This window comes from Pseudomonas helleri, assembly GCF_001043025.1.
GTDB lineage: Bacteria > Pseudomonadota > Gammaproteobacteria > Pseudomonadales > Pseudomonadaceae > Aquipseudomonas > Aquipseudomonas helleri.
The window spans coordinates 34,363-58,478 of sequence record NZ_JYLD01000006.1 but is presented as its reverse complement, the minus strand read 5'-3'; the positions used below and the strand labels follow the sequence as shown (position 1 = coordinate 58,478).

General features: G+C 60.9%; 21 protein-coding genes. 15 read left to right on the top strand and 6 right to left on the bottom strand.

The window, feature by feature from the left end:
* Positions 1-8: 8 nt before the first annotated feature.
* The 4 genes from TU84_RS11250 to TU84_RS11235 all read right to left on the bottom strand — a co-directional run bounded on the left by TU84_RS11250 (position 9) and on the right by TU84_RS11235 (position 3,985).
* On the bottom strand, positions 9-1,250 hold the full coding sequence (locus TU84_RS11250) for an FAD-dependent oxidoreductase (RefSeq protein ID WP_048369158.1): 1,242 nt from the start codon (positions 1,248-1,250) through the stop codon (positions 9-11).
* Positions 1,232-2,137, bottom strand: a complete 906-nt coding sequence (gene folD / locus TU84_RS11245) for a bifunctional methylenetetrahydrofolate dehydrogenase/methenyltetrahydrofolate cyclohydrolase FolD (protein WP_048369157.1) — start codon at positions 2,135-2,137, stop codon at positions 1,232-1,234. Before folD ends, TU84_RS11250 begins: the two co-directional genes overlap by 19 nt.
* Positions 2,134-3,000: a formyltetrahydrofolate deformylase gene (gene purU, locus TU84_RS11240; protein WP_048369156.1), complete on the bottom strand. Its 867-nt coding sequence runs from the start codon at positions 2,998-3,000 to the stop codon at positions 2,134-2,136. The genes folD and purU overlap by 4 nt, the downstream gene beginning before the upstream one ends.
* A 379-nt stretch (positions 3,001-3,379) precedes the next feature.
* A complete protein-coding gene (locus TU84_RS11235; RefSeq protein WP_088500255.1) occupies positions 3,380-3,985 on the bottom strand; it encodes a helix-turn-helix domain-containing protein in 606 nt (201 codons plus the stop codon).
* Between the two features lie 277 nt (positions 3,986-4,262).
* Here TU84_RS11235 and glnT point away from each other — a divergent pair, with 277 nt between their 5' ends.
* From glnT to TU84_RS11210, 5 genes are all read left to right on the top strand, one after another.
* Positions 4,263-5,597 (top strand): type III glutamate--ammonia ligase, encoded by a 1,335-nt coding sequence (gene glnT / locus TU84_RS11230; RefSeq protein WP_048369154.1) that lies wholly within the window; start codon positions 4,263-4,265, stop codon positions 5,595-5,597.
* Between the two features lie 48 nt (positions 5,598-5,645).
* Positions 5,646-6,551, top strand: a complete 906-nt coding sequence (locus TU84_RS11225; RefSeq protein WP_048369153.1) for a class II glutamine amidotransferase — start codon at positions 5,646-5,648, stop codon at positions 6,549-6,551.
* An 11-nt stretch (positions 6,552-6,562) separates the two neighbouring features.
* Positions 6,563-7,246 (top strand): GltB/FmdC/FwdC-like GXGXG domain-containing protein, encoded by a 684-nt coding sequence (locus TU84_RS11220; protein WP_048369152.1) that lies wholly within the window; start codon positions 6,563-6,565, stop codon positions 7,244-7,246.
* Positions 7,247-7,265: 19 nt separating this feature from the next.
* The gene (locus TU84_RS11215) at positions 7,266-8,603 is read left to right on the top strand and encodes an FMN-binding glutamate synthase family protein (RefSeq protein ID WP_048369151.1); all 1,338 of its coding nucleotides are present in this window, start codon (positions 7,266-7,268) and stop codon (positions 8,601-8,603) included.
* Between the two features lie 112 nt (positions 8,604-8,715).
* A complete protein-coding gene (locus TU84_RS11210; protein WP_048369150.1) occupies positions 8,716-10,041 on the top strand; it encodes an ammonium transporter in 1,326 nt (441 codons plus the stop codon).
* A 65-nt stretch (positions 10,042-10,106) separates the two neighbouring features.
* On the opposite strand, the gene TU84_RS11205 is transcribed toward TU84_RS11210, so the two are convergent.
* The gene (locus tag TU84_RS11205; RefSeq protein ID WP_048369149.1) at positions 10,107-11,819 is read right to left on the bottom strand and encodes an amidase; all 1,713 of its coding nucleotides are present in this window, start codon (positions 11,817-11,819) and stop codon (positions 10,107-10,109) included.
* A 208-nt stretch (positions 11,820-12,027) separates the two neighbouring features.
* Here TU84_RS11205 and TU84_RS11200 point away from each other — a divergent pair, with 208 nt between their 5' ends.
* The 10 genes from TU84_RS11200 (at position 12,028) to TU84_RS11155 (ending at position 22,266) form a co-directional block, all read left to right on the top strand.
* Complete coding sequence (locus tag TU84_RS11200; protein ID WP_048369148.1) at positions 12,028-12,369, top strand: hypothetical protein; 342 nt, start codon at positions 12,028-12,030, stop codon at positions 12,367-12,369.
* A 96-nt stretch (positions 12,370-12,465) separates the two neighbouring features.
* Positions 12,466-13,728 carry a TolC family protein gene (locus TU84_RS11195; RefSeq protein WP_048369147.1) on the top strand — a complete coding sequence of 421 codons (1,263 nt, stop codon included), beginning with the start codon at positions 12,466-12,468 and terminating at the stop codon, positions 13,726-13,728.
* Positions 13,718-14,956, top strand: a complete 1,239-nt coding sequence (locus TU84_RS11190; RefSeq protein WP_053225213.1) for an efflux RND transporter periplasmic adaptor subunit — start codon at positions 13,718-13,720, stop codon at positions 14,954-14,956. The genes TU84_RS11195 and TU84_RS11190 overlap by 11 nt, the downstream gene beginning before the upstream one ends.
* Positions 14,953-18,111, top strand: coding sequence for an efflux RND transporter permease subunit (locus TU84_RS11185; protein WP_048369146.1), 3,159 nt, complete (start codon positions 14,953-14,955; stop codon positions 18,109-18,111). Before TU84_RS11190 ends, TU84_RS11185 begins: the two co-directional genes overlap by 4 nt.
* Positions 18,108-18,440: a copper-binding protein gene (locus tag TU84_RS11180; RefSeq protein WP_048369145.1), complete on the top strand. Its 333-nt coding sequence runs from the start codon at positions 18,108-18,110 to the stop codon at positions 18,438-18,440. The genes TU84_RS11185 and TU84_RS11180 overlap by 4 nt, the downstream gene beginning before the upstream one ends.
* A 171-nt stretch (positions 18,441-18,611) precedes the next feature.
* Positions 18,612-18,824, top strand: a complete 213-nt coding sequence (locus TU84_RS11175; protein ID WP_048369144.1) for a hypothetical protein — start codon at positions 18,612-18,614, stop codon at positions 18,822-18,824.
* A gap of 1 nt (position 18,825) precedes the next feature.
* On the top strand, positions 18,826-19,131 hold the full coding sequence (locus tag TU84_RS11170) for an NIPSNAP family protein (protein ID WP_048369143.1): 306 nt from the start codon (positions 18,826-18,828) through the stop codon (positions 19,129-19,131).
* A 129-nt stretch (positions 19,132-19,260) separates the two neighbouring features.
* Positions 19,261-19,992 (top strand): GntR family transcriptional regulator, encoded by a 732-nt coding sequence (locus TU84_RS11165; protein ID WP_048369142.1) that lies wholly within the window; start codon positions 19,261-19,263, stop codon positions 19,990-19,992.
* Between the two features lie 122 nt (positions 19,993-20,114).
* On the top strand, positions 20,115-21,404 hold the full coding sequence (locus TU84_RS11160) for an MFS transporter (RefSeq protein WP_048369141.1): 1,290 nt from the start codon (positions 20,115-20,117) through the stop codon (positions 21,402-21,404).
* A gap of 28 nt (positions 21,405-21,432) precedes the next feature.
* On the top strand, positions 21,433-22,266 hold the full coding sequence (locus TU84_RS11155) for an amidohydrolase family protein (RefSeq protein WP_048369140.1): 834 nt from the start codon (positions 21,433-21,435) through the stop codon (positions 22,264-22,266).
* Positions 22,267-22,529: 263 nt separating this feature from the next.
* Here the strand turns inward: TU84_RS11155 and TU84_RS11150 are convergent, their stop codons facing one another.
* A complete protein-coding gene (locus TU84_RS11150) occupies positions 22,530-24,113 on the bottom strand; it encodes an aldehyde dehydrogenase (NADP(+)) (protein ID WP_048369138.1) in 1,584 nt (527 codons plus the stop codon).
* Between the last annotated feature and the right edge of the window lie 3 nt (positions 24,114-24,116).

Here is a 24,116-nt window from a genome sequence, read left to right as displayed (position 1 = left end):
GCTCCGGGTCAGTGGCTGGCCGCCGTGGCGCCCATTTCGTTGACTTGCTGGAAGGTTGAAAAACGTTCGAGGGCGAACGGTTTGATCAGCTCGGGCACCTTGCCGCCGCTGGCAACCAGCTCGGCCATGGTCTTGCCGCAGATGGGCGTGGCCTTGAAACCCCACGTCCCCCAACCGGCGTCGAGGTAGTAATTTTTCACCGGCGACAAGCCCATGATCGGGCTGTAGTCGGGGGTCATGTCGGTGCTCCCGGCCCACTGGCGCATCAGTTTGGCGTTGGCCAAAAAAGGGAACATCTCAATGGCGTGGGCCAGCAGGCTTTCTTTCAAGTCCAGGGTCGAGCGGGTGTTGTACAGCGGGTAGGGGTCGGAGCCGCCGCCGAACACCACTTCGCCACGGCTGGTTTGCTGCACGTAACAGTGCAGTGCCGACGAACTTACCAGCGGGTCGAGAAACGGCTTGAAAGGTTGTGTGACCATGGCTTGCAACGGGAAGGTCTGAATCGGCGAGCGGATCCCGGCTTTGGCCATCAGTAGCGAGCTATGCCCGGCAATGGCCTGCACGGCGCAACCGCAGCGGATCGTCCCGCGATTGGTTTTGACGGCAGTGATCGCGCCGTTCTCGATCACCAGGTCCTGAACCTCGGTCAGTTGATGAATCTCCACCCCGCGTTTGGCCGCCTGCTTGGCATAACCCCAGGCCACGGCATCGTGGCGGGCGGTGGCGCCGTCGATGTGCCACAGCCCGGCGAGCACCGGCAGGTGGCCGGGATCAAGGTTGAGGGTGGGCACCAGTTCGCGGATCTGCTGGCGGTCGATCATCTCGCTGCGCCCGCCAAAGTGCTTGTTGACCTCGGCCCGCTGGCGGAACGAACGCACGGTGGCATCGGTGTGGGCCAGCGTCAGTTGGCCGCGCTCCGAATACATAATGTTGAAGTCGAATTCGTTGGACAGCGACTGGAACATCCGCACTGACTCGGCGTAAAGCTTCACGCCTTCGCTGGTCAGGTAGTTGGAGCGAATGACCGCCGTGTTGCGCGCCGTATTGCCGCCCCCCAGATAGGCCTTTTCGAGTACCGCGATATTGCTGATGCCGTGGTATTTGGACAGGTAGTAAGCGGTGGCCAGGCCATGCCCGCCCGCGCCAATGATGACCACGTCATAGCTCGGTTTGAGCGCCTTGGGCGGCGGTAAGTCGACCTCTACCGGGTACTCCGAACTCAGCCCGTATTTCAAGAGATTGAAGGGCATACGGCCTCCGACAGGCTGCGTTGCGCCTGAGATTGGTTAAGGGCGGCGGTCACGGTGTTTTTCATCAGAAAAGCGATGGTCATCGGGCCGACACCGCCGGGCACCGGGGTGATGGCCGCGACGCGGTTCAGTGCGCTGTCGAAATCCACATCGCCGACCAGGCGGCTGCGACCGTTGTCATCGATGCGGTTGATGCCGACATCAATCACCACGGCGCCGGGCTTGAGCCATCCGGCGTCGATCAGGCGCGGGCGGCCCACGGCGGCGATCACAATGTCGGCCTGGCGGCACAGCGCCTGTGGGTCCTGGCTGCGAGAGTGGAGCACGGTCACCGAACAGTCGGCTTGCAGTAGCAGGGCGGCCATGGGTTTACCGACGATGTTCGAGCGGCCAATCACCACCGCATGCTTGCCGCGCAAATCAACGCAAGCCTGCTTGAGCAAATACAGGCAGCCGCTGGGTGTGCAGGGTGCCAGCACCGCACGGCCCTGGCTCAGCCCGCCGACGTTGTCACTGTGGAAACCGTCGACGTCCTTGTCCGGGTTGATGGCCTGCAGGGCGCGCAGTTCGTCGATATGCGCGGGCAGGGGCAGTTGCAGCAACACACCGTGAACCGAACGGTCGGCATTCAAATGATCGATCAATTGCAGCAAGTGCTCAGTTGTGGTGTCGCTCGGCAGGCGATGTTCCAGCGAACGAATACCGACCTCTTCGGCGCGCAGGACCTTGTTGCGCACATACACCTGACTGGCCGGGTCGTTGCCCACCAGAATCACCGCCAGGGTGGGCTCAATGGCCTGTTCGTAGAGGCTGGCCACATCTTCGCGCACTTGCTGCAACACGCGTGTGGCGGCGGCTTTACCGTCAATCAAAAGGGGCGTATTCACCGGAAAATCACCGTTCTGTCCTGGTTGAGAAATACCCGATGTTCAAGGTGGTATTTGACCGCCCTGGACAGCGCCACGGTTTCGGTGTCGCGCCCGATTGCCACCAGATCTTCGGGCAAATGGGCGTGATCGACCCGTTGCACTTGCTGCTCAATGATCGGCCCCTCGTCCAGGTCGCTGGTCACGTAATGCGCGGTGGCACCGATCAGCTTTACCCCGCGTTGCCAGGCCTGGTGATACGGCTTGGCGCCCTTGAATCCGGGCAGGAACGAATGGTGGATATTGATCGCCCGGCCTGACAGCTGTTGGCACAGGTCGTCGGAGAGGATCTGCATGTAACGCGCCAACACCACCAGCTCGGTGCCTGTGTCGTCGACGATTTTCATCAGTTCGGCTTCTTGCCGGGCCTTGGTGTCTTTGTTGACGGGCAGGTAAATGAAGCGGATACCCTCGCGCTCAGCCATGGGCCGCAGGTCGAGGTGGTTGGACACAATGGCGGTGATGGTCATGTCGACCTCGCCCTTGTGGTAGCGGTACAGCAAGTCACCCAGGCAATGGTCGTACTTGCTCACCATCAGCAACACACGCATCGGCTGGCGGGTGTCGTGGAGTTCCCAAGTCATGTCGAAGGCGGCGGCAACGTCACTGAACCCGTCTTTGATCTGCTGAAGGTCAGCGGCCTGCTCATCGTTGAAGCGAAACACGGCCCGCATGAAAAAGCGCCCGCTGAACTCATCGTCGAATTGCGCCATCTCCCCGATGTAGCAACCGTTGTCCGCCAGAAACGTGGTCACGGCAGCAACGATGCCAGACACCGCCGGACACGTGACCTTGATGATGAAATGGTTTTTTTCGTGTTGCATGACACATCCTCGGGAAGGTAGTGGCAGCTCATCGCAGGGCGAAAAAAGACATCAGCACAGCCGTTCTCGAGGCGGAACGTACTTTCTTGACGGGAATAAAATATTCCTGAATGTTGGCTTTATAGGGGAATGCCCGCGCCGCGTCCAGAGGTTTTAAGAAAGTTTTTTAACTGACAGGAATTTTATGCGGGGAGGAAAGATGCAATCTGTAGGAGCGAGCTTGCCTCGCGATCTTTTGATCTTGATCTAAGAGCCCCTCACCCTAGCCCTCTCCCGAAGGAGAGGGAACCGATTGGGGGATGCTGAAGATATTCGGTGGCCTTTTTGCTGCGCGACAATGCGGTATCGAAGACGGGGCGGCAGCCAAAGAGGGTATGGCTTATTCCTTGTCGTTGCCGTAGTTCATGATCGACAACAAACGAATCGGTACTTGCACAAGCTGTTCTGGCCCGTGGGGGATGTCGCCTTCGAAGGTCAGGCTGTCGCCCGCCTGCATGCGGTACAACTGGTTGCCGTGGCGATAAATCAATTCGCCTTCCAGCAAATGCAAAAACTCGGTGCCCGGATGGGCGAAGGTCGGGAACTCTTCGCTGGCGTCGTCCATGCTCACCATGTACGCCTCAAAACTCTTCTTCGGGCCGCGCGTGTGGTTGAGCAAGTGATAGGTGTGGCCTTTCTCGGTGCCCCGGCGCACCACCTCCATGCCTTGATCGGCCTTGACCAGCAGCGCGCTGCCGTCCTGCTGATCGTATTCACTGAACAGCTTGGACATCGGCAAGCCGAGCACGTCGCACAGACGGCTCAAGGTATCGAGGCTGGTAGAGACCTGGGCGTTTTCGATTTTGCTCAACATGCCCTGGCTGATATCGGCAATTTTGGCCACGTCGGACAACTTCAAATCCTGAGCCTGGCGTTGGCGCTTTATCTGCATGCCCAAGTATTGCTCAAGCTTGAGCCGTGGAGCGGGTTCGGTTGGCATCGTCATTCAGTCCTGCACACTTTCCGTTCAGTAACAATAGTTTCGCACTGAGAAAGTGCAAAAAGCTGGTTACAGGCTAGCGGATCATTGGCCATATTCCCACCGGGAAAAGAATTTTCCCATATAGACAGCACGAAAACGCCACTGGAGGCGTTTTGACGCAGCGCTGACAACTCTGGCAAGGGCTTTGCATTCCTATTGGGAAACTAACTTTCTTTTTAGGAATAAAAAGACAGTTAAGGCCAACCCTCACTGTTTTGCCTTTCGCCAGGAGTGACGAGTAATGCTGCCAGCAGAAACCCAGCGCATCATCGATAAGCACGGGATCAAGTACGTGCTTGCGCAGTTTGTCGATATTCACGGTGCGGCGAAAACCAAGTCGGTGCCGATTTGTGGCCTCAAGACCGTCGCCGAAGAGGGCGCCGGGTTCGCCGGTTTTGCCATTAGTGGCATGGGCATGGAGCCCCACGGCGCGGATTTTATGGCCCGTGGCGATTTGTCGACCCTGACCCCGGTGCCCTGGCAGCCAGGTTACGGGCGAGTGGTGTGCGTGGGGCATGTTGATGGCAAGCCGCACCCTTACGACAGCCGTTATGTATTGCAGCAACAAGTGCAGCGCCTGGCGGACAAGGGCTGGACCCTCAACACCGGGCTGGAGCCGGAGTTCAACCTGATGCGCCGTGACGAGCAGGGCACGCTGCAACTGGTCGACCCCAGCGACAACCTCGACAAGCCTTGCTACGACTACAAAGGCCTGTCGCGCTCAAGAGAGTTTCTGGAAAAACTCACCGAAGCCCTGCAAGCGGTGGACTTTGAGGTCTACCAAATTGACCACGAAGACGCCAACGGCCAATTCGAGATCAATTACACCTACAGCGATGCACTGACCTCCGCCGACCGCTTCACGTTCTTTCGCATGGCGGCCGGTGAAATCGCCAATGACCTGGGCATGATTTGCTCATTCATGCCCAAGCCGGACCCCAAGCGGGCGGGCAACGGCATGCACTTTCACCTGTCGATCAGCAGTGCCGAGAACAAAAACCTGTTCCATGACGCCAGTGATCCCAGCGGCATGGGCCTGTCGAAAATGGCTTATCACTTTGCTGCCGGTCTGCTCGCCCACGGCCCGGCCCTGTGTGCCTTCGCTGCGCCGACCGTCAACTCTTACAAGCGCCTGGTGGTGGGGCAGTCCTTGTCCGGCGCCACCTGGGCACCGGCCTTTATCGCCTTCGGCGCCAACAACCGTTCGGCCATGGTCCGCGTGCCTTACGGGCGTCTGGAGTTTCGCCTGCCAGATGCCGGGTGCAACCCGTATCTGGTCAGCGCAGCGATCATCGCGGCCGGGCTCGACGGCATCGATCGTCAACTGGAAATCGACCACGTCTGCAACGAAAACCTCTACAGCCTGAGCCTCGAAGAAATCGCCGCCCGGGGCATCAAGACCTTGCCGCAATCGCTCAAGGAAGCCTGTGACGCGTTGCAAGCCGACCCGCTGTTTGCCGAGGTGCTCGGCCCGCAAATCGTTGGCGAGTTTATCAAGCTCAAACGCATGGAGTGGGTGGAGTACAGCCGCCACGTCTCCGACTGGGAAATCAAGCGTTATACAGAATTCTTCTGATTATGTCTGGCGGCACAGCCGCTCCCGAACAACCTGAGGACTGCTCTTATGTGTGGAATCGTAGGTCTGTATCTGAAAAACCCGCAGCTGGAAGCCCGGCTCGGCACGTTGTTTGAACCCATGTTGCAGGCCATGACGGATCGCGGCCCGGACAGTGCCGGCTTTGCTATCTACGGCGACGAAGTGGCGGCAGGCTGGGTCAAATTGACGTTGCAGGCAACCACTGAAAGCTTTGACTGGAACAACCTGATGGGCGCGCTGGAAGGGCGCCTGGGCTGCTCGCTGGACTGGTTCCAGAACGCCAGCGCTGCGGTGCTCAAGGTCAATGCCGATGAGGCATCAGTGCGTGCCGTACTGGCTGAGCTGGCGCCGACGGTGCGCATCATGAGCGCCGGGCAGAGCATCGAGATCCTTAAGGGCATGGGCTTGCCTGAGGACATTTCCCGGCGCTTCGGCCTGGCCGGCATGCAGGGCAGCCACATCATCGGCCACACCCGCATGGCCACTGAAAGTGCGGTGACCATGGAAGGCAGCCACCCGTTTTCGACCGGCGCCGACTTGTGCCTGGTGCACAACGGCTCGCTGTCCAATCACTTCCGCCTGCGTCAGGAGCTCAAGCGCGAAGGGATTCATTTCGAAACCGACAACGACACCGAAGTCGCGGCCGGTTACCTGACCTGGCGCCTGCAACAGGGCGACTCGCTGAAAGAAGCGCTGGACCACGCGCTGGAAGACCTCGACGGCTTCTACACCTTCGCCATCGGCACCCGTAACGGTTTTGCGGTGATCCGCGACCCGATTGCCTGCAAACCGGCGATTTTGGCTGAAACCGACGATTACGTGGCCATGGCTTCTGAGTATCAGGCGCTGTCGAGCCTGCCGGGCATTGAACACGCACGGATCTGGGAACCGGCACCGGCCACGTTGTACATCTGGGAACGCGAGTCAGCTTAAGGAGCGCACACATGAAAACCATCGATCTTTCCACTGCCAGCGTGCGCGAACTCAATCAGGCGCTGCACAACCAGGTTCATAACGTTATCGACGCTGAATGGCGGGTGACCCACTCCAATGGCAAGCACAACCTCGCGGTGGGCGTGAACCAGGCTGTGTCCATCGATATTGAAGGCCACGCCGGTTACTACTGCGCGGGCATGAACCAGCAGGCGACGATTACCGTTCACGGCAACGTCGGCGTGGGCTGCGCCGAGAACATGATGTCGGGCGTGGTGCGGGTCAAAGGCAGCGCCTCGCAGGCGGCCGGGGCCACTGCCCATGGCGGCTTGCTGGTGATTGAGGGCGATGCCGGGGCGCGCTGCGGGATCTCCATGAAAGGCATCGACATTGTGGTCGGCGGCAGCATTGGCCACATGAGCTGTTTTATGGGCCAGGCCGGGCGTCTGGTGGTGTGCGGCGATGCCGGTGATGCACTGGGCGACTCGCTGTACGAAACCCACATCTATGTGCGCGGCAGCGTCGAGTCGCTGGGGTCGGACTGTGTTGAAAAAGAGATGCGCGCCGAACATTTGCAAGAGCTGCAAGGGCTGCTCGATGTAGCCGGTTTTGCGCACAAAGCCGCCGAATTCAAGCGCTATGGCTCGGCCCGTCAGCTGTACAACTTCAAAGTCGATAACGCGTCCGCGTACTGATCCGCGCGAGGAGAACCCCATGAGCGATTCCACTAACCCAACGCCCACCACGCCGGTACTGCGCGAATCGGCCACCTTCGATCGCCTGACCATTCAGGAGATCCAGCGCGCGGCCGAAACCGGTATCTACGATATTCGTGGCGGTGGCACCAAACGCAAACTGCCGCATTTTGATGACTTGTTGCTGCTCGGCGCCAGCGTCTCGCGCTACCCGCTGGAAGGCTATCGCGAGAAGTGCGGCACCGATGTGATCCTCGGCAACCGCTTCGCGAAGAAGCCGATTCACCTGAAAATTCCGGTTACCATCGCCGGGATGAGTTTCGGTGCTTTATCCGCCAATGCCAAGGAAGCCCTGGGCCGAGGCGCGACCATCGCCGGGACCAGTACCACCACCGGCGACGGCGGCATGACCCCGGAAGAGCGTGGCCAGTCGCAGCATCTGGTGTATCAGTATTTGCCGTCTCGCTACGGCATGAACCCGGACGATTTGCGCAAGGCCGACGCGATTGAAATCGTCCTCGGGCAGGGCGCCAAACCGGGCGGTGGCGGCATGCTGCTGGGGATGAAAGTCACTGAGCGGGTGGCCGGGATGCGCACCTTGCCGATTGGCGTCGATCAGCGCAGCGCCTGTCGTCACCCGGACTGGACCGGCCCGGACGACCTGGCGATCAAAATTGCCGAACTGCGGGAAATCACCGACTGGGAAAAACCCATCTACGTAAAAATCGGCGCCAGCCGTCCGTACTACGACGTCAAACTGGCAGTCAAAGCCGGGGCCGACGTGATCGTGCTTGACGGCATGCAAGGCGGCACGGCGGCCACTCAGGAAGTGTTTATCGAACACGTCGGCATCCCGATTTTGTCGGCCATCCCGCAAGCGGTTCAGGCGCTGCAAGAGATGGGCATGCACCGCAAAGTGCAGTTGATTGTCTCGGGCGGCATCCGCAATGGTGCCGACGTGGCCAAGGCCATGGCCCTGGGGGCAGACGCTGTGGCCATTGGCACGGCAGCCTTGATCGCCCTGGGTGACAATCATCCGCGGCTGGACGCTGAGCTGAAGAAAATCGGTTCGGCAGCGGGTTACTACGACGACTGGCAGAACGGCCGCGACCCCGCCGGGATCACCACCCAAGACCCGGAACTGTCCAAGCGTCTGGACCCGGTCGAAGGCGGTCGGCGCTTGGCCAACTACCTGCGGGTGATGGTGCTGGAAGCCCAGACCATGGCCCGGGCGTGCGGCAAATCGCACCTGCACAACCTTGACCCCGAAGACCTGGTCGCCCTGACCGTAGAGTCGGCCGCCATGGCCCGCGTGCCGCTGGCGGGCACCAGTTGGGTACCGGGCTCCGGCTACTGATAGACCCCACCTCGTAGGAGCGAGCTTGTCTGGCGATCTTTTGATCTTTTAAAAGATCGCGAGACAAGCTCGCTCCTACAATTTCGAACGTTCTTTTGCAGGAGCTTTGAACATGGTCAATCGCCCTCTCGGCAAATCATTTTTGATGGTGTGCACAGCCATGCTGTTGGCACCGCTGGCTCAGGCCGCCGATGCCCCCGTCTTGAACACCGGCAGCACCGCCTGGATGATCACCGCTGCCGCGCTCGTGTTGTTTATGTGCCTGCCCGGTCTGGCGCTGTTTTATGGCGGCCTGGTGCGGGCCAAGAACATGCTTTCACTGTTTACCCAGTGCTTCGGGATTGCCGGGGTGGTGGGCGTACTGTGGGTGATCTATGGCTACAGCATGGTGGTGGATACCACGGGCATGGTGGAGGGGCAGGTGACCTTCAACAGTTTTGTTGGTGGCCTGGGGCAAGCCTTTTTGAAAGGCATTAACGCCGACAGCCTGGTGGGTGACATCCCGGAAGGGGTGTACGTGACCTTTCAGATGACCTTCGCCATCATCACTCCGGCACTGATCGCCGGTGCCTTTGCCGAGCGCATGAAGTTCTCGGCGGCGCTGCTGTTCATGGCGGTGTGGTTCACCCTGGTGTACGCACCGGTGGCGCACATGGTCTGGGGCGGGCCCGGTGCATTAATGCATAACTGGGGCGTGCTGGATTATGCCGGTGGTACGGCGGTGCACATCAATGCCGGGGTTGCCGCCTTGGCCGCTTGCCTGATTCTGGGCAAGCGCAAGGGCTACCAGAACACCCCGATGCCCGCGCACAACCTGAGCCTGACCATGGCCGGTGCGGCGATGCTGTGGGTCGGCTGGTTTGGCTTCAATATCGGTTCGGGCGGCGGCTTGAGCGGGTTGTCCGGCATGGTGATGCTCAACACCCAGTTGGGCGCATGTGCAGGCATTCTGGGCTGGATGTTCACCGAGTGGTTCAAGGTCGGCAAACCCAGTGCTCAAGGCTTGGCCTGTGGTGCGCTGGCCGGGTTGGTGGGCATTACCCCGGCGTGTGCTTATGTCGGCGTCGGCGGTGCGCTGGCCATCGGCTTGTTGTGCGGGGTGTTCTGCTACCTGAGCGTCACCGTGCTCAAGCGCCGTATCGGTTATGACGACAGCCTGGACGTATTCGGCCTGCATGGCATTGGCGGGATGATCGGTGCAGTGCTGACCGGGGTGTTCTGTGTGCCGTCGTTGGGCGGTCTGGTGGACGGTGTGAGCATGGGCGCGCAAGTCATGGCGCAGATCAAGGGCGTATTGCTGACCACGGTGTATTGCTTTGCCGTCAGCTGGGTGATTCTGAAAATCATCGACCGCGTGATGGGTTTACGTGCCGACGATGCCGTGGAAGAGCTGGGGCTGGATCTGGCTGAGCATAACGAGCGGGCTTATAACCACTGAAGCATTAGCATCCTGTAGTGATCGTGCTCGCGATCTTTGACAACAGATCGCGAGCAAACTCAAGCCTACAGAGCGGTATTCAGCGGCGGGGTGCGGGGTGGGATCTGGCGTTTGCTGCCCAATGCTTCAAACGCCGAAGCAATGCTCAGCAAGGCCGAATCGTCGTAAGCGCGCCCGGCAAAGGTCAGGCCCACCGGCATGCCGATGTCTGCCATCACACCCATCGGCACGGTGACGGTCGGCACGCCCAAATGACGGATCGCCAGGTTGCCGTTGGCCACCCACACGCCGTTGCTCCAGGCAATGTCGGCCGATGCCGGATTAACATCGGCGTCGGCCGGGCCTACATCGGCGACAGTCGGGAACAGCACGGCATCCAGGCCCAAGTCGTCCATCCATTGTTCAAGGTCGATCTTGCGGGTCTGTTCCAGGCCACGCAGGCCGTCCGGCAAGCTCGCGATCTGGTCCCACGGGGTAATCCCGCGTTGGGCCATGCGCACGTACTCATCCATGCCCGCTGCCAGTTCATCTTCGCGGTTGGGCAGGGTGCCCGGGTCGTGCGGGAAAATCTGCGGGCCATCCACGTCGGCCAGGCGGTTGAGTTTCGGGTCGCCGTTGGCCCGCAGGAAGTCATCGAAGGCCCAGGCTGACAGCTCCCACAATTCGTCGTGCATGAACTCCTTGGACACCAGCCCGCGGGTGAACACGGTTGGCGCGCCCGGACGGTCGCCTTCGCAATTGGACACCAGCGGGAAGTCGACCTCGATCACTTCGGCGCCCTTGGCCTCAAGGGCCTGGCGCGCGGCTTGCCACAGGTCGATGACCGCAGCACGGGTGATGATGCGCTGCCCGGTCGGGCCGCCGATGCCGGGGTTTTCTGCGGTGCCGGCCAGCGGGTCGGCATTGATGTACATGCGCGGCACGCCAAAGCGCTTGCCGGCCAGGGATTCAGCGCTGGCGGCCAAATCCAGGTACGACGCCGGGCGCACGGATTCAACGCTCGGCAGCGGCACCCAGGGCTGCATGCGCCACAGGTCGCCACGGGTGTCCGGGTCTTCGGCAACCACCACGTCGAGCACCTGTAGCAGGTCGGCCATGGTCCTGGCATAGGGCACGACCACGTCCATGGTTGGCGTCAGCGGCCAGTTACCGCGCACTGAAATCACTCCGCGAGATGGCGTGTACGCGCACAGGCCGTTGTTGGACGCCGGACCGCGCCCGCTGGACCAGGTTTCTTCGGCCAGCCCAAACGCCGAGAAACTCGCAGCGGTGGCCGTGCCAGCACCATTGGACGAGCCGGAGGCGAAGGGCGCAGTCAGGTAGTCAGCGTTGTACGGGCTTTCGGCGCGGCCATACACGCCGCGTTGCATGCCGCCGTTGGCCATGGGCGGCATGTTGGTTTTGCCCAGGCAAATGGCCCCGGCGGCGCGCAAACGCTCAATGGTGAACGCATCGCGATAAGCGATCAGGTCTTTAAAGGCCGGGCTGCCGGAGGCGGCTGTCAGGCCCTTGACCAGGTAACTGTCCTTGGCGGTGTAGGGGATCCCGTCCAACGGGCCGAGGGTTTCACCCTTGGCGCGACGGGCGTCCGACGCTTCGGCTTCTTTAAGGGCTTCGGGGTTGCGCACCACCACCGCGTTCAGCGCGGTCGGCGTTTGCGGGCCGTCATAGGCCTCGATGCGTGCAAGGTACGACTTGACCAGCTCAACCGCGGTGGTCTGGCCCGAATCGAGCGCTTCACGCAGTTGGGCAATGGAAACTTCAGTAACTTCGATCATGCGCTCACCGCCGAAGGTTAAGGGTGGATGTGGACTGTGTGCAGCTTAGCGAAACCGTTTTCGTTAATCGATATTTATCCGTAATTATTAAGCGGATCGCGTCTACCTAATAAAACGCTGAACATAATCTGCGCTTAATTCCAGCACGCTCTGATAGCGCGAGTCGGCTAATTGTAACCGTCATTTTTAACGATTAAACTCGCGCCCCATGAAACGCTATCTGCGGCTTTGCCTTATTTTTGTCCTGAGCCTCGCGCTTCCCTTGAGTGGGATGGCGGGTGTGCAGGCACCGGCAGACCCGTGCCCCATGCAAGTGCTGGGCATGAAGATGATGAACGACATGGGCATGGACTGCTGCGACGACAGCAAGGCGCCGTCCGAACATGGCAAGTCGTGCAAACCCGGCCAGGAATGCAAAACCGGGACGATGTTACAAATTTCGGTCATCAAGCCCGCACTTTCCTTGCCCAATCCGCTCACGCTGGCACTGTTCAGCGATGCTGTACCCACCTCAGCCCCGTCCGGGGTGTGGCGCCCGCCACGGGTTTGATTCCTGTCCCTCTTTGAACCGTCTTGCGCATTAGCGCGAGGCACAGTTGTGCGCTGTGTTTGCAGCGTGCACGGGATCTTCACAGGAATCTAAAACATGAAACCCATGTGCTTTGGCACGGGCTTGCGCGTATGCGTCGGCCTGGTGGCAAGTGTGCTGGCGTGGCCGAGTTTCGCGGGTGGTCTGACCCTCGATGAAGCGCTGCGCCTGGCCGACAATACGGCGCCTGCGCTGGCGGCCCAAAATGCCAGCGTGCAAGCGGCCAGCAGTGCCGCAATCCCGGCGGGCGAATTACCGGACCCGAAACTGGTGCTGGGGGTGCAGAACTTCCCGGTGGGCGGCCCCGATCGCGGCAGCCTGGACCGCGACTTCATGACCATGCAAATGGTCGGCATCCGTCAGGACATGCCCAATAGCGAGAAGCGCAAGGCGCGCATTGAAGTGGCCGATGCCGCCGTGGACACCGCCATTGCCCAGCGCCGGGTGGCGCGGCTGAATGTGCGTCAGGCCACCGCGCTGGCGTGGATCAACAGTTATTCAGTGGAGCGAAAAGACGCGCTGTTTAAGGATTTCTACTCTGAAAACCGCCTGTTTACCGATGCCGTGCGTGCGGCGATTGCGGGCGGCCGCGCGCAACCCTCTGATGCCGTCACCCCCAAACAGGAAGCTGCAGTGTTGGCTGAGCAGCAGGATGAGTTGCAGCAACAGCGTGCCCAGGCCCATGCCGCACTCAAGCGCTGGATTGGCCCGGCGGGCAACGATACGCCGCTGGGGCGCTTGCCCGAATGGCCGGTCGAAGGCGGGATGTACACCCATAACGTGCAGCACCATCCGCAGCTCGCCGCCTTTGAACCCATGACCCGCGAGGCGCAAGCCAAGCTGCATGAAGCCGAGGCCCAGAAGCATTCGGACTGGAGTTGGGAACTCGACTACCAGCACCGGGGGCAGCAATTCGGTGACATGGTCAGCGTGCAGTTTTCCTGGGATTTACCGATATTTCCCGGTCGCCGACAAAACCCGGTGATTGCCGCCCGGCAAGCCGACCTCGACCAGCTGGATGCCGAGCGCGAAGACATGACCCGCGAGCATACCCGGCAACTGGACGATGACCTGGCCGATTTTCAGCGCCTTAACCGCGCCGTGCAACGCGGTCAGGACAGCCTGATTCCGCTGGCCCAAGAGAAGGTCGCGTTGAGCATGGCCAGTTACCGCGCAGGCAAAGGTGATCTGAATGCGCTGGTCACGGCACGTCGCGAGTTGATCCAGGCCCGCCTCAAACAGGTGGACGTTGAAGAGCAGCGCGCAGCGGTCAATGCCCGTCTGTATTTCGCTTATGGGGAAGGCGCACATGACATTTAATAAAACCAAAGTAACCGGGCTGGTAGTCGCTGCGCTGGCGTTGGGCGTGGCAGCAGGCTGGTGGGCAGGGCAACCCCGTGACACCGGCATGGCGCCGTCAATGGCAGCCAGCGCGCCCAAGGCGCTGTACTGGTATGACCCGATGTTCCCGCAGCAAAAGTTCGATAAACCGGGCAAGTCGCCTTTTATGGACATGCAATTGGTGGCGCAGTACGCCGACGATAAAGCCGACGCGCAAACGCTGCGGGTTGATCCGGGGCAGACCGAAAATCTCGGTGTGCGCCTGGCCACGGTCGGTCGCGGCATGTTGGCGACCCGTGTCATGGCGTCCGGGGTGCTGGGCTTCAATGAGCGTGATGTGGCCGTGATTCAGGCGCGCACGCCGGGCTTTGTCGAGCGTGTCTACAATCTTGCGCCCGGTGATGTGCTCAAACCCGAAGCTGCGCTGGCGGATGTTTTGGTGCCGGAATGGGCGGCGGCGCAGGAAGAGTTTCTGGCGCTCAAGCGCGTGGGTGATTCCGCGCTGCTGGCGGCGGCGCGTCAGCGTCTGCGCCTCACGGGCATGCCGCCAGCACTGATTGCGCAGGTCGAGCGCAGTGGCAAGGTGCAGCCGGTGTTGACCGTCACCAGCCCGGTGGGCGGCGTGTTGCAGACGTTGAATGTGCGTCAGGGCATGACCTTGGCACTAGGTGAAACCCTGGCCCAGGTCAATGGCCTGGGCAGCGTCTGGCTGACCGTGGCGGTGCCCGAGGCGCAAGCCGCAGCCGTTGCGCCGGGGCAAACCGTCGAGGCACGTTTACCGGCCTTTGCCGGGGAAGTGTTCAAGGGCACGGTCAGCGCGATCCTGCCGCAAACCAACGCCGACAGCCGCACGTTGCAGGTGCGGGTCGAGCTGGCGAACCCCGGTGCACGGCTGCGACCGGGGTTGACCGCGCAGGTCAGCCTTGAGCAGGGCATCGATCAGCATGTGTTGTGGGTGCCCGGCGAAGCGGTGATTCGCACCGGCCATCAAGCCTTGGTCATGCTGGCTGAGGAGGGCGGGCATTACCGCCCGGTTGAGGTGCGTACCGGGTCTGAAAACGATGGCCAGACCGCCATCCTGCAAGGGCTGCAAGAAGGCCAGCAGGTAGTGAGTTCAGGCCAGTTCCTGCTTGACTCCGAGGCCAGCCTCAAGGGGCTGGACGTCACGCCGCTGGCGCCAAACCTGCCAACCGGGAGCCAGCCATGATTGCCGCGCTGATTCGCTGGTCTGTCGGCAACCGGATGCTGGTGTTGCTGGCGACGTTGTTTGTGACGGCGTGGGGCATCTGGTCGGTGCAAAACACGCCGATTGATGCCCTGCCGGATTTGTCCGATGTGCAGGTGATTATCCGCACGCCGTACCCTGGGCAAGCCCCGCAGATTGTCGAAAACCAGGTTACTTACCCGTTGACCACCACCATGCTCTCGGTGCCCGGCGCCAAGGCCGTGCGTGGCTATTCGTTTTTCGGCGACAGCTTTGTCTATGTGTTGTTTGAAGACGGCACCGACCTGTATTGGGCGCGCTCGCGGGTGCTGGAGTACCTGAGCCAGATTCAAGGCCGCTTGCCCGCCAGCGCCAAACCGGCGCTGGGTCCGGATGCCACGGGGGTGGGCTGGATTTATCAGTACTCGCTGGTGGACAGCAGTGGCAAGCATGACCTCGCACAATTGCGCGCCCTGCAGGACTGGTTTCTCAAGTTCGAACTCAAAACCCTGCCCAATGTGGCGGAAGTGGCGACTGTGGGCGGGATGGTCAAGCAGTATCAGGTGCAACTCGATCCCCTGAAAATGGCCGCGCTGGGCATTACTCAGGCTGAAGTCACTGAGGCCATCGGCAAGGCCAATCAGGAGACCGGCGGCTCGGTGCTGACCATGGCCGAAAGCGAATTTATGGTGCGGGCGTCGGGCTACCTCAAGACCCTGGAGGACTTCAGGGCAATCCCGCTCAAGCTTGGCGTCGGTGCGGTACCGGTCACGCTGGGGGACGTAGCAAACATTCAACTGGGGCCGGAATTGCGCCGGGGCATTTCAGAACTCGACGGTCAAGGCGAGGCCGTGGGCGGCGTGGTGATTCTGCGCAGCGGCAAAAACGCTCGCCAGACCATTGCTGCGGTCAAGCAAAAGCTCGAGGAGCTGAAAGCCAGCCTGCCCGCGGGTGTCGAGATCGTCACCACCTACGACCGCAGCCAATTGATTGATAGGGCGGTGGACAACCTCAGCCACAAACTGCTGGAAGAGTTCCTGGTGGTGGCGCTGGTGTGCGGGGTCTTTCTGTGGCATCTGCGCTCCTCGCTGGTGGCGATCATCTCGCTGCCGGTGGGGGTGTTGATGGCCTTTATTGTGATGCGCTACCAGGGAATCAACGCCAACATCATGTCGCTGGGCGGTATCGCGATTGCCATCGGCGCCATGGTCGATGCGGCGGTGGTGATGATCGAGAACGCCCATAAAAAAATCGAAGCCTGGCACCACGCGCATCCCGGTGAAGAACTGAAGGGGGCCCGGCACTGGCAGGTGATCACCCAGGCCGCCACGGAAGTCGGGCCGGCGTTGTTCTTTTGCCTGCTGATCATCACCTTGTCGTTTATCCCGGTGTTCACCCTGGAGGCGCAGGAAGGGCGGCTTTTCGGCCCGCTGGCGTTCACCAAAACCTGGTCGATGGCCGCGGCTGCCGGGTTGTCGGTGACCTTGGTGCCGGTGCTGATGGGCTACTGGATTCGCGGGCCCATCCCCGACGAAAAAAAGAACCCGCTCAACCGTGGTTTGATCCGGCTGTATCAACCGGCGCTGGACGCGGTATTGCGCCGTCCGAAAACCACTCTGGCGGTTGCCTTGCTGGTGTTCGTCAGCGCCTTGTGGCCGATGTCGCGGCTGGGCGGGGAGTTTCTGCCGCCGCTGGATGAAGGGGATTTGCTGTACATGCCCTCAGCGCTGCCAGGGTTGTCGGCGCAAAAGGCCGCGCAACTTCTGCAACTCACCGACCGGTTGATCAAGACCGTGCCGGAGGTTGCCCACGTGTCGGGCAAGGCCGGTCGCGCCGAAAGCGCCACCGACCCGGCGCCGCTGGAGATGTTTGAAACCACCATCGCGTTCAAGCCCCGCGAGCAATGGCGTCCCGGTATGACCCCGAAAAAGCTGGTGGAGGAACTGGACCGTGTGGTGCGGGTGCCGGGGCTGACCAACCTGTGGGTGCCGCCGATCCGCAACCGCCTCGACATGCTCGCCACCGGCATCAAGAGCCCGATCGGGGTCAAGGTCAACGGCGGTGATCTGGCCGCAATCGACAGCGTTGCCCAAGCCATAGAACGCGTGGCCAAGGGCGTGCCGGGAGTCAGCTCGGCGCTGGCTGAACGGCTCACGGGCGGGCGTTACATTGACGTCGATATCGACCGTGGGGCAGCGGCCCGTTACGGGCTCAACATTGCCGATGTACAGGCGATTGTGGCCGGGGCCATTGGCGGTGAAAACGTTGGTGAAACCATCGAAGGGCGGGCGCGATTCCCCATCAACGTAAGGTACCCGCGTGCCTGGCGGGACTCTCTGAGTGCTCTGCAACAGTTGCCGATCTACACCCCGCAGGGCAGCCAGATCACCCTCGGCACCGTGGCCACTGTGCGCATCAGCGAGGGCCCGCCGATGCTCAAAAGTGAAAACGCGCGGCCTTCGGGCTGGGTGTATATCGACGTGCGCGACCGCGATTTGGCATCGGTGGTGAGGGATTTGCGCCAGGCCATCAGCGAGCAGGTGCACTTGCAGCCGGGCATGAGCGTGAATTACTCGGGGCAGTTTGAATACCTTGAGCGGGCCAACGCACGGCTCAAGCTGGTCGTGCCTGCGACCTTGCTGATCATCTTTGTGCTGCTGTACCTGACCTTCAGCCGTTTCGACGAAGCCCTGCTGATCATGGCGACCTTGCCCTTTGCCCTCACGGGGGGCGTGTGGTTTTTGTACCTGCTGGGCTTCAACTTGTCGGTGGCCACCGGAGTCGGGTTTATCGCCCTGGCCGGGGTGTCTGCCGAGTTCGGCGTGATCATGCTGCTGTACCTGAAGAACGCCTGGGCCGAGCGTCAGCAGGCGGGCGAGGGCAGCGAGCCAGGGCTGGTTGCCGCCATTCGCGAAGGCGCCGTGCAACGTGTGCGGCCCAAGGCGATGACCGTGGCCGTGATCATTGCCGGTCTGTTGCCGATCTTGCTGGGCGGCGGCACCGGCAGTGAAATCATGAGCCGCATCGCGGCGCCCATGGTCGGCGGCATGCTCACCGCGCCGTTGCTTTCCCTGTTTGTTATCCCGGCGGCGTACCGCGTGATGCGCCGTCGCCATTTACCTGTTGAAACCCAACCTTCTCAAGGAACCCCCCTATGAAATTCCCTCTCGTAGTCGTAGCCAGCCTTGTTGCCGCGTTCAGTATTGCGGCCCATGCAGAAGACATGTCGGGCATGCCAATGGACGGCATGCAGGCTCACCAGCAAGCACCGGCTGCCAGTGCCGAAGGCGTGATCAAGGCGATTGATCCGGCCAGGCACACCGTGACCCTGGCCCACGGCCCGGTCCCGGCTTTGCAATGGCCGCCCATGACCATGGGCTTTGCCGTGACCGATGCGCAATTGGCCGGGCTGGCGGTGGGTGACAACGTGGCGTTCAGCTTCCGCATGGAAGGCAGCAAAGCGACGATTGTCTCCATTCACAAATAGAGGCAGGGTGGGAGCGGGCTTGCTCGCGATTGGATTGATGCGGTGTACCCGCATAGCCGAGGTGTTGCCATCGCGAGCAAGCCCGCTCCCACAGTGTTATGTGATTGATCAATATAGATAGCGTCAGTTTTTGTCGTATTCTGCGGGCCGATTCACAAGGATGTTGTTTAGATGCAATGGTTTAAGCGCTTCAATCAGGCGTGTGAACGCTTCGGAAAGCGGATCCCGACCTGGCTTTTTGGTCTGGTCGCCGCAGGCTTTTTTACCACATGGCTGATCACGCTGTTTATCCCGATACCCTTCAACCCCGTGCTGCTGATGATCCCTGCGGTGGTTATCACGATGGGCGTGCTGAATAGACTCTACCCTTCAAAGGAACGATGAAATGGTTACGTGTTACCTGCGTTATGTGATCGACCCCTACCAGCTGGCAGAATTCGAAGCGTATGCACGCATCTGGATCCCGCTGGTGGAGAAATTCGGCGGCACCCATCACGGTTATTTCCTGCCTTCGGAAGGGGCCAACAATATCGCCCTGGCCATGTTTACCTTCCCCAGCCTGACCGCTTACGAAGACTACCGTGAGCGCTCCAAGACCGATGCCGAATGCATCGCCGCGTTCAAGCTGGCCGAAGACAACCGTTGCATCCTCAGCTACGAGCGCAGCTTCTTCCGGCCCGTGTTCGAATAAGCCCTATTTCAAACGTGCGGGTGCCTGACAGCGCCCGCCGCTATTCGGTGCTTGACAGCCAACCCGTCCGGGGAAATACTCGCCACCAATATTCATATATATGACTAGATAACAAGGTGAATAAGGTCAATGAATTCTCTATCCGGTGATACCCGCCTGCCGCAGTACCAACGCTTGCGTGATCATTTGGCGGAGCAGATCGCGCAAAATCGCTGGCGTCCGGGGGAGGCGATCCCGACTGAAGCCGCGCTGTCGGCGCAATACCTGCTCTCAACCGGTACCGTGCGCAAAGCCATTGATGCGCTGGTCAGCGAGGGCATTCTGGAGCGCCAGCAAGGTCGTGGGACGTTTATTCGGCGGCCACAGTTTCAGTCGTCGCTGTTTCGTTTTTTCCGTTTTCAAACCGCTGCCGGCGAGCGCCAGGTGCCGCAGAGTCGCATCCTTTCAGTAGAACCGGTCGCCGCGCCTTCGGCCGTGGCACACGCCTTGGGCTTGCCCGCCGATGCTCAGGTCATTCGTATCATGCGCGTGCGTTTGCTGGATGAGCAGCCGGTGCTGGCCGAAGAAATCTGGCTGCCTCACGCACTGTTTGCGCCCTTGCTGCAGCTCGACTTGAGCCAGCAGGGGCCGTTGCTCTATCCGATCTATGAAGATGTCTGCGCTCAGGTCGTCGCCCGTGCGGAAGAGACCCTGACCGCTGAATCGGTCAATGACGTGTATGCACGCTTGCTGCAAGTGCCGGTCAACAGCCCGGTGGTGGTGATTGAGCGCCTGGCCCGTGATTACGCCGGTACGCCGCTGGAATGGCGGCGCTCGCGCGGGCATGCCGAGCACTTCCGTTACAGCGTGGACATCCGCTAACCCCAAGCCTTCGGCCCGCTGCCTGCGGACCGGGGGCTTTTTTGTGTATTGCTTTTGACTGGCCTGACGGCGGTACGGTCCGCATTCGGCCGCCTTGCGTTTGACTTATAAGGATAAAAAACATGTTCAGTTGGTATCGTCAGATCACTTCACGGGAACGCAAAACGTTCTGGGCCTGCTTCGGTGGCTGGTCGCTCGACGCTTTGGAAGTACAAATGTTTGGTCTGGCGATTCCGGCACTGATTGCCGCTTTCGCCTTGACCAAGGGCGACGCCGGCCTGATCAGCGGCGTGACCCTGGTGACTTCGGCCATCGGCGGCTGGGTCGGCGGCACGTTGTCCGACCGCTACGGGCGAGTGCGCACGTTGCAGTGGATGATCCTGTGGTTTTCGTTCTTCACCTTTCTCTCGGCTTTTGTCACCGACTTCAACCAACTGTTGATCGTCAAGGCGCTGCAAGGCTTTGGGATCGGCGGCGAGTGGGCCGCGGGCGCGGTGCTGATGGCCGAAACCATTAACCCGAACTATCGCGGCAAGGTCATGGGCACCGTGCAAAGCGCCTGGGCCGTCGGCTGGGGGCTGGCCGTCGGGGTGTTTACGCTGATCTATTCGCTGGTGCCGCAAGACATGGCCTGGCGGGTAATGTTCCTGGTCGGGTTGCTGCCGTCGCTGCTGATCATCTGGGTGCGGCGCAATGTGCAAGAACCCGACAGCTTTCAGCGTCTGCAAAAAGAAAACGCTATCCCGCCAAGCTTCTTCAAATCGCTGTCGGGTATTTTCCGCCCTGAACTGCTGCGCGTGACCTTGTTTGGCGGGCTGTTGGGCCTCGGTGCCCACGGCGGTTACCACGCGGTCATGACCTGGCTGCCGACCTTCCTGAAAACCGAACGCAACCTGTCGGTGTTGAACTCGGGCGGTTATCTGGCGGTGATCATTGCCGCTTTCTGGTGCGGCTGCGTGGTCAGCGGCTTTTTGATCGACCGCATCGGGCGACGTAAAAATATCATCCTGTTTGCCCTGTGCTGCGTGATCACCGTGCAGTGCTATGTATTCCTGCCCCTGAGCAATACGCAAATGCTGTTCCTCGGCTTTCCGCTGGGCTTTTTCGCGGCGGGGATTCCGGCCAGCCTCGGGGCGCTGTTCAACGAACTGTACCCGGCGGATGTGCGCGGCGCCGGTGTCGGCTTTTGCTACAACTTCGGGCGCGTGTTGTCGGCGGTGTTCCCGTTTTTGGTCGGTCACATGAGTGAATCCATGTCCCTGGGCTCGGCGATTGGTATCGACGCCGGGATTGCCTATGGCGTGGCAGTGATTGCCGCCCTGTGCCTGCCGGAAACCCGTGGCCGCAACCTTGAAGCGCCCATCCAGGCGCAACCGGCCAGTGGTAGCAGCAACGACACCGCACGTGCCTGATACCCATTACTTTTGATAGATGAACGACATGCCTGATACCCGCTTTACGCCGATTAGCGGCATTGACTCCCACGCTCATGTGTTCAGTCGCGAACTGAGTCTGGCGGCCGCACGGCGCTATACCCCGGGCTACGACGCCACTCTGGCGCAGTACCAGAGCCAATTGCAGACCAATGGCTTTAGTCATGGCGTGCTGGTGCAGCCGAGTTTTCTCGGCACTGACAACCGCTACCTGCTGGCGGCGCTCAAGCAAGCACCGCAACAGTTGCGCGGGGTTGTGGTGCTGGACCCCGGCACTGAACGGGCGCAGATGCGTGAACTGGCTGGCCAGGGCGTGGTGGGCGCACGCTTGAACTTGATGGGCTGTGCATTGCCTGATTTTAACCAGCCGGTCTGGAAGGCATTCCTGGGGAATATCGCGGCGTTAGGCTGGCACATCGAACTGCACCGTCAGGTTGAAGACCTGCCGGGTTTGCTCCGGCAACTCAAGCCATTCGGGATCAAGGTGGTCATCGATCACTTCGGTCGCCCGGATGCGCGTTTGGGGCTAGAACAGCCGGGCTTTCGCCAGATGCTTGAGCTGGGGCAGGGCGGGCAGGTGTGGATGAAAGTCTCGGGCATTTATCGACTGGCCGGGACTGAGCAGCAGAACCTCGATTTCGCCAGGGCGGCGTTGTGCCTGTTGCAGCAAAGCCTGGGTCCAGAGCGGTTGGTGTGGGGCAGCGACTGGCCGCATACGCAACACGAAGAGCGTGTCAGCTACACCTCGGTGGTCCAACAGCTGGACGCACTGGAGTGCTCGGCCGAGGTCAGGCATGCACTGCTGGTCGAGGCGCCACGGGCATTGTTCGGGTTCGAGTAGCGTTTATTGATTTGGGTCAGTACCGTCCGTAGAAAAATCGCGCAAAATTTCTTGTTACCTGTCGTAACACTGGGGTATTATCGCCCTGCGTTCACCTACCACGGTTTATGCATTTTTAAGCCCCAAGTTTCCATCAGCTACTTGGGCTTTTTTTTGCCTGAAATTTGGCATGTACATCAAAACTGTAGGAGCGAGCTTGCCTCGCGATCTTTGAAAGATCAAAAGATCGCGAGGCAAGCTCGCTCCTACAGAGTGACGATCTTTTAATCGATCACTCGCGCACTCCACTCGCCATTGACCAAGCGCTGCAAGCCCAGCGGGTTGCTGTTTTGCAACGCTGCGGGAAGCAGGGCGTCGGGGTAGTTCTGGTAGCACACCGGGCGCAGGAAGCGATCAATCGCCAGCGAACCCACCGACGTACCGCGAGCATCCGAAGTGGCCGGGTAAGGGCCGCCGTGGACCATGGCATCGCACACTTCGACGCCGGTCGGGTAGCCGTTGACCAGAATACGCCCGACCTTTTGTTCAAGGATCGGTACCAGCCACTGATAGTGTTGCAGGTCGCCCGGTTCGCCAATCAGGGTGGCAGTCAGTTGCCCGCGCAAGGCTAGCAAGGCAGCTTTTAGCTGCGCGTCATCAGCCACTTCGATGATCAAGGTCGCCGGGCCAAACACTTCTTCTTGCAGCAGCGGGTCCTTGTTCAGCAGCAGGCTGACATCGGCCTTGAACAGTTGTGGCTGCGCTTGCGTGCCGCTCTGTGCGTGCCCCGCCAGATGGCTGATGCCCGCGTGGTTGAGCAACTGCTCGATGCCCTTGGCGTAATTGCGCAGGCCCCCGGCATTGAGCAAGGTGTGCGGCGCCTGTTCGCTCATGTATTGGGTCAGTTGTTGCACAAACCCGGTGAACTCAGGCGAGCGCACGCCGATGACCAAGCCCGGATTGGTGCAGAACTGGCCGCCGCCCAAGGTCACCGATGCGGCCAGGTCTTTGGCGATGCTGGCCGCGCGTGCTGCCAGGGCTTGAGGCAGGAGGATGACCGGGTTGATGCTCGACATCTCGGCAAACACCGGGATCGGCTGCTCGCGCTCGGCGGCCATTTTGCTCAGGGCATTGCCGCCATGCAGCGATCCGGTAAAGCCCACGGCCTGGATAGCCGGGTGCTTGACCAGCGGCTCGCCGACGCCTGCGCCAAAAATCATGTTGAACACGCCTTTGGGCATGCCGGTTTTTTCGGCGGCGCGGATAATCGCGCCGCCGACCTGATCTGCCGTCGCCATGTGCCCGCTGTGGGCCTTGAACACTACCGGGCAGCCTGCGGCAAAGGCCGCGGCGGTATCGCCACCTGCCGTTGAAAACGCCAGCGGAAAGTTGCTCGCGCCGAACACCGCAATCGGCCCTACACCAATCCGGTATTGGCGCAGGTCTACGCGGGGCAGCGGCTTGCGATCCGGCAGCGGCAAATCAATGCGTGCGCCTAAAAAGTCACCACGCCGCAAAACCTTGGCAAACAGGCGCATCTGCCCGCTGGTGCGTCCACGCTCCCCTTGAATGCGCCCGGCCGGCAGCGCAGTTTCACGGCAGACCAGCGCGACAAAATCGTCACCCAACTGGTCGATTTCATCGGCGACGGCGTCGAGGAACTCGGCGCGGCGCTCGGGGCTCAGTTGGCGGAAGCTCGCAAAGGCTTCATCGGCGGCCTGGGCGGCGAGGTCGACTTCTTCGGCGGTGGCTTGATAAAAGTGATAGGGCAGGGCTTCGCCCGTGGTCGCATCAAGGCTTTGAAGGAGGGTGGTGCCTGCGGCGCTGCGGCGACCGGCGATAAAGTTGTGGCCTGTAACTGTCGACATGTG